This is a genomic window from Streptomyces sp. NPDC079167, assembly GCF_040686735.1.
In the GTDB taxonomy this organism is placed as follows: Bacteria; Actinomycetota; Actinomycetes; order Streptomycetales; family Streptomycetaceae; genus Streptomyces.
This window is the reverse complement of the sequence record NZ_JBFBLO010000043.1, coordinates 1-8,388: the sequence shown is the minus strand read 5'-3', so window position 1 is coordinate 8,388 and position 8,388 is coordinate 1. Positions and strand designations below refer to the sequence as shown.

4 protein-coding genes and 1 pseudogene are annotated in these 8,388 nt (G+C 67.3%); 1 reads left to right on the top strand and 4 read right to left on the bottom strand.

Annotation, left to right across the window (positions count from 1 at the left end):
- Positions 1-146: 146 nt before the first annotated feature.
- From AB0P41_RS35760 to AB0P41_RS35745, 4 genes are read right to left on the bottom strand one after another with little or no spacing between them, the layout of a single operon-like run.
- Complete coding sequence (locus AB0P41_RS35760; RefSeq protein WP_356714514.1) at positions 147-3,278, bottom strand: hypothetical protein; 3,132 nt, start codon at positions 3,276-3,278, stop codon at positions 147-149.
- Positions 3,275-4,495 (bottom strand): helix-turn-helix domain-containing protein, encoded by a 1,221-nt coding sequence (locus AB0P41_RS35755; protein WP_365936171.1) that lies wholly within the window; start codon positions 4,493-4,495, stop codon positions 3,275-3,277. The genes AB0P41_RS35760 and AB0P41_RS35755 overlap by 4 nt, the downstream gene beginning before the upstream one ends.
- Positions 4,492-5,763 (bottom strand): hypothetical protein, encoded by a 1,272-nt coding sequence (locus AB0P41_RS35750; protein ID WP_356714512.1) that lies wholly within the window; start codon positions 5,761-5,763, stop codon positions 4,492-4,494. Before AB0P41_RS35750 ends, AB0P41_RS35755 begins: the two co-directional genes overlap by 4 nt.
- Complete coding sequence (locus tag AB0P41_RS35745; RefSeq protein ID WP_356714511.1) at positions 5,760-7,022, bottom strand: Wadjet anti-phage system protein JetD domain-containing protein; 1,263 nt, start codon at positions 7,020-7,022, stop codon at positions 5,760-5,762. Before AB0P41_RS35745 ends, AB0P41_RS35750 begins: the two co-directional genes overlap by 4 nt.
- Before the next feature lie 1,146 nt (positions 7,023-8,168).
- On the opposite strand from AB0P41_RS35745, the pseudogene AB0P41_RS35740 reads away from it, so the two are divergent.
- Positions 8,169-8,285: pseudogene (locus AB0P41_RS35740) on the top strand (IS5/IS1182 family transposase); the annotation flags it as partial.
- Positions 8,286-8,388: the final 103 nt, after the last annotated feature.

The window sequence follows — 8,388 nt, the reverse complement described above, 5'->3', positions numbered from 1 at the left end:
GCCGGTGAACGTCTCCACCCACAACGGCTCAGCCCGCAACACCCCACCCATACAAGAGGAATGCCCTATCCCAGACGTTCTGCAACAACCTTTAGATGGGCACCAACTACCGCACGTCCAGGAGACGCCCGTCTTGCACTGCGAGCTCAGCCGGGGTGGCGCAGGAGCCGTTCCGCGGTCAGTTCGACGCGGAGGGAGTTCTCGTCGAATCCATACATGCGGGTGGGGAGGTTTAAATATTCCGACTTCGAGGGGTAGTGGAAGTAGAGGATTTCTCCGCAGACCGGTGCTGCGTCTTTCAGGATGGTGTCCTGGCAGGTGCCTAGGACGGTGATGCCGTATTCGGTGGCGACGCTACTGATGGCGCTGAGCACCTCTCGGCGGTGCTCCTTGCCGAGCGAGTCGCCGAGCTCGTCCAGGATGAGTACCCGTCCCTGGGGGTGAGGGGCTGCCAGCAGTGCCGCCAGTACGAGGTTGATGGAGAACAGCTTCTCCTGCGCGGTGTTGGTGACCGTGTCGTAGGAAAGCAGCGGCCCGTTGGGGTTGCGCCGCCACCGCGGGGTGACGGAACAACGCCAGTGGTGGTCGGCTCCTGCCGGGGGGTCGATGCGGTACGTGAGGTCAGCGCCGAATCCCTGGGAGCCTCGGTCGAGCCGGTTCAACGCGGTGGCGATGCTGTCGAGCGCGATGCTGACTCGCTGGATGATGACCGCCTGAGTGTTCTGCAGCTGTTCGCCAAGCTTGTCGACAGACGAGGCGATGAAGTCCTGTTGCCGCTGGCGGGTTTGCCTCAGGGTAGCGATTTCCGACTCCGCTGCGGCGTCGGCGTCCGCAGTGTCGTCGAGCCAGTCAGCGAGTGCGCGGAGGGTGGGCTGGGTACGCACATCTGGGGCGGCCTCGTGCATCTCGGCAGCGCGGGCCAACGCGTGGGTGGGGTAGCCCTTGGTGCGGGCTTCCACCCGCAGGACAGTACGACAAACGTCGACCGTGCCGACCACAGTCCGACGGAGATCGGCGGCGCTGCGGTACTCGGCGGGCGGCCCGGGAGAGGCAGCAGTTAACGGAGTAGGGGCTTCGGTGAGGAGTTCGGCATGGCCCTCTGGGAGCCAGACGGCCGGCCATCCCAGCTCTGTCCGGGCGGTCTCCTCGTCGCCGCCAAACAGGCCGATAGCGCGTGCGGTCTGCTCGGTTCCTGCGGATCCGGTGAGGACCGTGAGACGCTCCTCCAGCTCCTTGATCTCTTTGTCCGTGCTGGCGATGTCCCGGTCAAGCGCGAGGATGCGCTGCTCGCGGCTGGCGACGGCCGCCTTCGCTGTGGTGACGAGGTCCGCTGCGGTGTCGGTCCGTTTCTTGAGATCAGGCAGGGCGGCGCGGATCGCTGTGAGGGTGCGCAGCACCGCATCGTGCTTCGCGATCGCGGCGGGCATGGACTCGACGGCTACGGCGCAGGCGAGTTGGGCCTCCGTGACGCCGATCCTCGTAGCGAGACCGGAGAGGAGGGTGCTTAGATCAGTCATCCTCTTGAGGGCGGCGTCCCGCAGACTGCGCAGGTGGGCGCAGATCGCTTCACGGCCCAGTAGCGGTTCGGGAAACGCGCCGACGACATGGACGCCGAGCCGGGGCATGGAGGCGTGCGGCGGTTCGCCTGTCCAGTCGCCCTGTCTTGACAGGGCGGTTAGGAAGCTGCGGGCGGACTCGGGGGCGGAGAGAATGCCGGCTGGCAGGGCGGGGCTGTCAGAGGAGTCCCCGCCGACGATGCCGACGGCAGTAGAGGCCACCAGAACGGCTCCCGGATGGTCCCGGAGGGCATCGACCGCTGCGCTTAGCGCACTTCGGGGTACGCAGACGGCCTCCCGCCACGGATGCAGGACTGCCTCCCACAGGTCCCGTGCGGAGGGGTCGACCTCGGTCCGGTCGTACAGTCCGGCCGCGTCGATGCCCACGTGCCCCAGGGCGGTGATGAGCTCGCCGACCCTGCCCGCCTGCCCCAGCGCTGCCTTGGCAAGCTCCTGCTCAGCGTTGGTGGCGTCGCCTTCAGCGATGCGCTGGCCAACTCGTGCGTCCTCCACCTCGTCGCGCAGGGCCGCGAGGCGCGCAGTCAAGACGGTTACAGGTTCGCCTGCATGCCGGCCCGCCAATTCGCGCAGCCCGACGAGGTCTGCTTCGGCGTCGGTGAGGTCCCGCTCAGCTGTGAGTTCGTCCTTTTGGCAGGCGCGCCATGCCTCCTGCGTCTGCCGGTGCTCCTCGCCGGCGGCACGTACTGCTGACTCCAGCGCCCGGACGTCCTCGTAGGCGACGCGTTCCCCTCGAAGCGTTCTCCGGGTGCCACGGGCCAACTCCAGGAGCGCGTGGGTAGCAGGGAGCAATGCTTCGGCGCTGCGCTGCCTTGCGACGGCGTCCAGCACAGACCGGGCCAGGCACGACCGCTGGTCGGCCAGGGCACTGCCCACCTTGGTGCGCAGGTCTTCGCGCAGCGCCACAGCTTCGAGGAGCTGGTCCTCGCGGGCGAGATCCGTGTCGTGCTGGGTGATCGCACGATTGTAGTCCTCCCGGCGGACCGCCAGTTCATGACGTTGCTGTCCGTCGCGCTCCAGGACGCTCGACCGGCCCGAGAGCGTCAGCAGGGCCTCTCCGATGCGGTCCGGCGTGTATGTCGCCGCCTCCAGTTTGAGAAGCGAGGGCCGTGACCGCACCTGACCGCGCGAGGCGACGTAGGCGAGCACCTTCGGCGAGCGTCCATACAGGTGCTGTGCATACTCGCCGGAACCGAGCGGACGACCGCCGAGCTGCCGAAAGAACTCCGGTGCCGCCCGGTGGCGTTCGCCGTCGTCACCCTCCGTCAGCAGGTGGATGCCTGGCTGATGACGGGCTTGCAGGTACGGCCTTTCGCTGCTGATCTGGAGCCAGACGGTGTGCGGTTGGGTTTCTCCTGCCTCGGCGAACAGGCCCACAACGTAGCCTCGGTCCGCAGCCCCGACGAGCTGCGCAGACGCCCCGGCGACGATAGGTTCAAACAGCAGCGTGGCGGTGTTGGCGATGCCGTTTCCGGTGGCCTGCCACTCCGGATCGCCGAGCAGCAGGGACACCGCTGCCAGGAAGCTCGTCTTGCCCGATTCGTTGGAGTCCTTTGGTCCACGACCCGTGACGGCAACGAAGGTTCCCGGGATGAGCGCGACCGGGTCGCTGGTCAACCGTGCGATCCCGAACGTCTGGACGGCGACCAGCGGTCGGACGCCGATGATCCCGGTGGGGGTGCCGGTTGTGGGGTCGGCCGTCATGGTGACTCCCGGTGCGTAGGGGCCGCCTTCTCGGCTGCCCGACGTTCGAGGATTGCGCGGGCCAGGTGGCCGTCCGGGCGTCCCGCGATGATCAAGTCCTCCCACAGGGCACTGACGCGTGCAGGGCTCAAGCGTTGGAGGGCCGGGCCGGGAACGAAGTTGCCGGGGCCCGCAGTGTCCACCATCCCGGCAGCGTTGAGGGTGCGAAGCGCCTGCCGGATGGTGGTCTGGGCCAACTTGCGGTTGCGGGCCAGTTCGGTCACGGTGACCGGTTGCCTGCGGCTGTCCCACTGGTCGTGCGGGTGGCGTCCCAGCGCACGCGGTAGGGCGACGGTGTGCACTAGGACCAGCGCCAGGACGGCACGTTCCGCGCTGCTCAGGGTCCCCACCCCCGCGGCGCTTAACTCGGCAGCGACAGCGTCGCGGTAGCCGGTGGTCCAGGTGCCGCTGGGAGTACGGACCAGACAACGTCCCGTGCCAGCGAGGATCTCCTCGACCTGCGCCCTGGTACCGGGATCTGCAAGTGCGCCGACTTCACGGGCGGTGAGCGGGCCGTGCGCGGTCTCCAGAGCGGTGACCAGGGACCGTGCGACCTGGAGGCTGCTGGACGGGGGCTGGTCTGGGGCGGTCAGGTCCGCCGGGGGAGATACCGGCGCCTCTGCGCGTGGTTGGTCACTGTCTGAGACGAGCCGTGGCAGCTGGTGGTGCCCTCTTCGCAGCGCGGCTTTCACTGGTCCGGGCAGCGCAGCCACCGCCGGGCCCAGGTACGACTGGGCGCCAGTGCCGGCGATCAGGCCGTGGCCGGGGAGCACCCGGTCGAGTGCGGCCGCGATCCTGTCTGCCCGGGCCCCCAGGTCAAGACAGGTGTGAGCGACCAGGTTGGCATCAAAGACGTGCCCCGGGTATGGCGGGAGCGACGGATCGGGCCAGGCCGCTCGCAGGCACACCGCGAACACCAGCCTGATGATGCGGGATAGTGGAGGAGGCAGCTGACCGCCCAGATGGTCCTCGTTCGGGGCGTTCCCCGCCGGCCATCCGAGGCGCACCACCGCTTGCGCGTGGTCAGCATCGTCGAACTGGAGCACTGTCCTGCCCGCCAGTGCGGCGGCCTGTGCCGCCCCTTCTATCACTGCAGCATCGGTCGGGCACTCGGCCTGGCCCTCAGCCCGAAGGGCTGCGAGCAGCAGGGCTGTCCGGTGCACGATATCGTGCGTCATCCGCCATCTCCCGATCCTGGGGAGATGTGGAGGGTCACCTGGTGGAGATAGGTGATCGTGGCGGTGCTGTCGACGCGCACCGGAACGGCCAGTTCCACGCGCACCGGAACCTCGGGGTCCTCGTCGCAGGCCAGCAGGTCTACCAGGGTGCGCGCGGCAGCGGGCCAGCCCTGGTCCTCCAGTAGGGCGGTGACGTCGGTCTCGGCCAGTCCCGCCAGCAGGTCCTCCACCAACACCTGCCGCCGGACGGCTTCGTGAGCTTCTGCCTCCTCCAGCGCGGCGAAGGGGTCCGACCGGCTGTCCCCCCGGGCCTCCGGCGACGTCGGCCGGCCCTTGGGCGGTGATGACGGCGCGAACTCGGCAGCCGTGTCCACGATCGCCTGGCCGTCAACCCACGGCGGCGGAGCGTCCGAGACGAGCCGGTCTCCAAAGTGGCCCAGTTGCTCCACTCCGGCTGTCCGAGTGAGCTGGTGGTACTCGGCGGGAGTGAGCACGTCGAGGTTCAGGCTTCCGCCGCCGTTGTCCAGAATTTTCCCGACGGCGGCGAGCAGTGCCTGGCGGTAGAACTGGGCAGCCTCGATCAGGGCGATTGCCGCGTCTTCGAGCACCAGGTGGCCGGAGAACGCGCGTGTGACCAGGCCATTCAGTGCGACCACCTGCTCGGGGAAGTCGGTTCGGTCGTGCCGCCGCTGAGTGCGGATCAGCTCACCCAGAGTCGCGTTCACGACCTGTCGCTGTAGGTCGAGCGCGAACACCAGCAGACCGTGTCGGCAGTCCTGCAGTGCCTCCAATGCCTTTACCGGGTCAGGATCAGCGAGCTCGAATAGTTCGCGGGTACGATCCAGTAGTCCGACCAACTCGTCCACGCCGCCGTACAACGACAGCCGTTCGGCCGCGAAGGCGCCTGCGAGACCGGCCGGGCGCACGACGTAGCGATCCTGGTGGGCCTTGAGCAGGTACGGTTCCAGGAAGCCCATGTCGATCAGCAGACCGAGGCGGGACTCGACCACGGGCACGGGCCAGCCTCGACCCGCCGGGCCAAGTAGGTCCAGCAACTGGGCACGGGTGAGCCCGCTGAGGGCGGAATGCTCGGCGAAAACCGCTACCACATCCCTCGCCAGTCGCACCGCGTCCGGGTCCTTGACGACCACCTCACGATGTGCTGCCAGTGGAGCCACAAACGCACGCCAATTTGAGAGCCGGTCGGCCGGCGCGAGCATCGCCTCATCATCTTCGGCGTCGTCCCAGGAGAGCTGAGTCTCGCTCACCGCGCAGTCTCCTGGCCGGGCCAGGACAGACGCCGCTCAGCAAACTGCTCCAAGACCGACGGGAGACCGGGTAGGACCGAGGTGTACTGGGTCTCCTGCTCCCGGGACTCCCCGCTCGCCGCAATGGCGAGGGCGAGTTTGCGGAGATCACCGTCCACCCGCTCGGCGAGCTCGGCGGCGAGAAGGCGGTCGCGTTCCCTCTCCTCCTCCGGCTTCTGGCGCTGTCGGTAGGGGCCTGCTTCCCACTCGTCCACACACATCCCCACGGCGTGCACTGGTCTGCCCAGACGCCGCGACAGGTTGTCGACGATCGCGATGCCATCGGCGTCCAGGTCGCACCAGGCAGCAACCGGAAGCGGCGACAGCCAGTCGAGGACCGCCACGAGTTGGTCAGTGGCATATCCGCTGCCCCACACGCAGAGCCAACGCGACGTCAGTTCCGGCAGACGGCGGCAGACCACTCCGAAGGTGTCCGAGTTTTCCACCACCAGCACACCCACGGCATTACAGACAGCATTCCCGAGCAGGCGCAGGCTGTTGGCGGGAAGACCGACCCATGGCTGGGCCACCGCCGCGTCGGCGGCCACTGAACCGATGTGCCATGACAACGGGCCTTTGACGCGAAGTGCGGTGTCCTCCTCGTGCACCGCCTCCTCGAACTCCAACCCCACCAGGTTCGCGAACGCTGCCTGCTGCTGTGCTGTCCACCGTTTGGAGCCACCCAACGCGAGCGCCGCAAGCTGCTTGAGGGTCACCTCTTCCTCCCCTTGAGCCCGGAGGGACCACCAGGAGGCGCCCGCTCGGATCCCGGCCTCGTATACGGACCACGCCTTCGCCGCCGTCCGGCTGCCTGCGGGCACCACGAGTCCGGCGGCAGGGTCTACCGCTGCCAGCAGTAAGCGCTCTGCGGACAACTGCTCCAGCGGCTCCATCACCTCCATGAGCTCGGCGCGGGCACGTCGCGGTTCACGGGTGCCGCGAAGCTCGGCAATGCGGTCCTCCGCCTGGAGGGACCACGCCTGGGACAGTCGCCACTGAGTGGGGGCACCGAGCGCCACCCACTCGTCCACCTCGCAGCGCAGCACCACACCGCCGCTTCGCACCAGATCGGTCGCCACATGCATGGCGTCCTCTCTGAACCGACCCACCACCGTGCTCCACGCGCGGCGCTCCGCCGCGAGCACCCACAGCAGGTCGGCAGAGGACAACACGGACGGGGGCTCGAACAAGTCGGCAGGACAATCCGGGACGAGGTCCACTGCGTGCACCCTTAGGCGCCCGTGACGGTCTCTAGGTAGCCGGTCCTCTCTGGATCGCCTGACAGGTACCGTAACTGCGCTGACACCGGGCGGGAGGCCACCAACACCAATCGAAATACGGCCGTACGCCTCGCCGAACAGCATTCCCTGTCCCGTGTGCAGCCCCACAAGATCCTTCTCCCCGTAACTGCTGTGATCGTCCACGGCGCCCACGAGATCTGGGCGGCAGCGCACGACAGGTCACCAAGAGTAGAGAAGTAGTGAATGGAATTCACATGATCTACGAAACCCAGGCGGGGCTACCGCCGTCACGTAGTAGACGTGACAAGCGGACCTACATCGACCACGGCACCTTCACCGCAGCAGCACTCTGCCAATGAGTCCACACATGATGAGTCAGTCTCGTGTTCGATGATCTTGAGCCGGTTCTGCAATCGGTAGCTGGGATAGCCGATGGCTCCGACTCCACGGTGGCGCAGCAGGAGGCGGCAAGGCCGGTCTGGGAAGACTCCGACCGTCGTTTCTGGTGTCGGTCCAGCAGGCGCAAGGGACGCGCCATCCCGTCGTCGGCTTGCCTCGACGGGCAGGAACCGGCCCATTCATTGTGCGGACGCACCCAGCGAGCGCCTCAGCAAAAAGGTTCCCTCAGCGTGGGTAGAGACGAGCCACGGAGTCCCGTCGTCGGGTACATGGAAGCCATGGCTCCATGGATCACCCCAAGACGTCACCGACTTTGGACTCCCTCTGGAGCCTGGTCGGAGATGCGAACCGACGACCTACGCATTACAAGACCGTGAGCGTTCGTGCTACGTGGTGCCTGGTCGTGCCGCCGAATGACGTTCTGCCTGATCAGAGCGCGTGCGGCTGATTGGCCTGTCCTCGCTGATGTTACGTAGTCCAAAGGCGTCCGGCCGCCGGCTGGCCACCGCAGAGGGCATCAGAGGCGACAGCAACGACCTTCACGCCGGTTGTAGGTCCTCCACAGTGTCATTGTGGCTCACCACACCGTTGCCTTGCAGCAGCTCACCGCATCAGATGCTCCGCAGGTGCTGCGCGGCCGGAACGGTCGATGTCGATCCGGCTCACCGGTTTGCGGTGCTCGACCACGACGGGCTGTGCGCGGCGAAGAAGACCAAGGTGTGCGGGGTGGCTCGTCCCAATCCGTGGGAAGTCGATGACGAGCTGTGGGCAGTGGTAGAGCCGCTGCTGCCCAAGATCGAGCGCCGGACCCGGCATTCAGGGCCCAAGCGGCATCCGGACCAGCTCGTGTTCTAGTACTGCAACGGCGTTTGGCGTGACTGGTGGCCAGGTTGGTCGTTGGGCTGGTTATGGGTGGGGTACCTGGTGATGTGAGGGTGTGGGCGGC

Coding starts and splice junctions, on each gene's coding strand:
- AB0P41_RS35760 (WP_356714514.1), bottom strand. CDS start 3,278: ATGACGGCCGACCCCACAACCGGCACCCCCACCGGGATCATCGGCGTC.
- AB0P41_RS35755 (WP_365936171.1), bottom strand. CDS start 4,495: ATGACGCACGATATCGTGCACCGGACAGCCCTGCTGCTCGCAGCCCTT.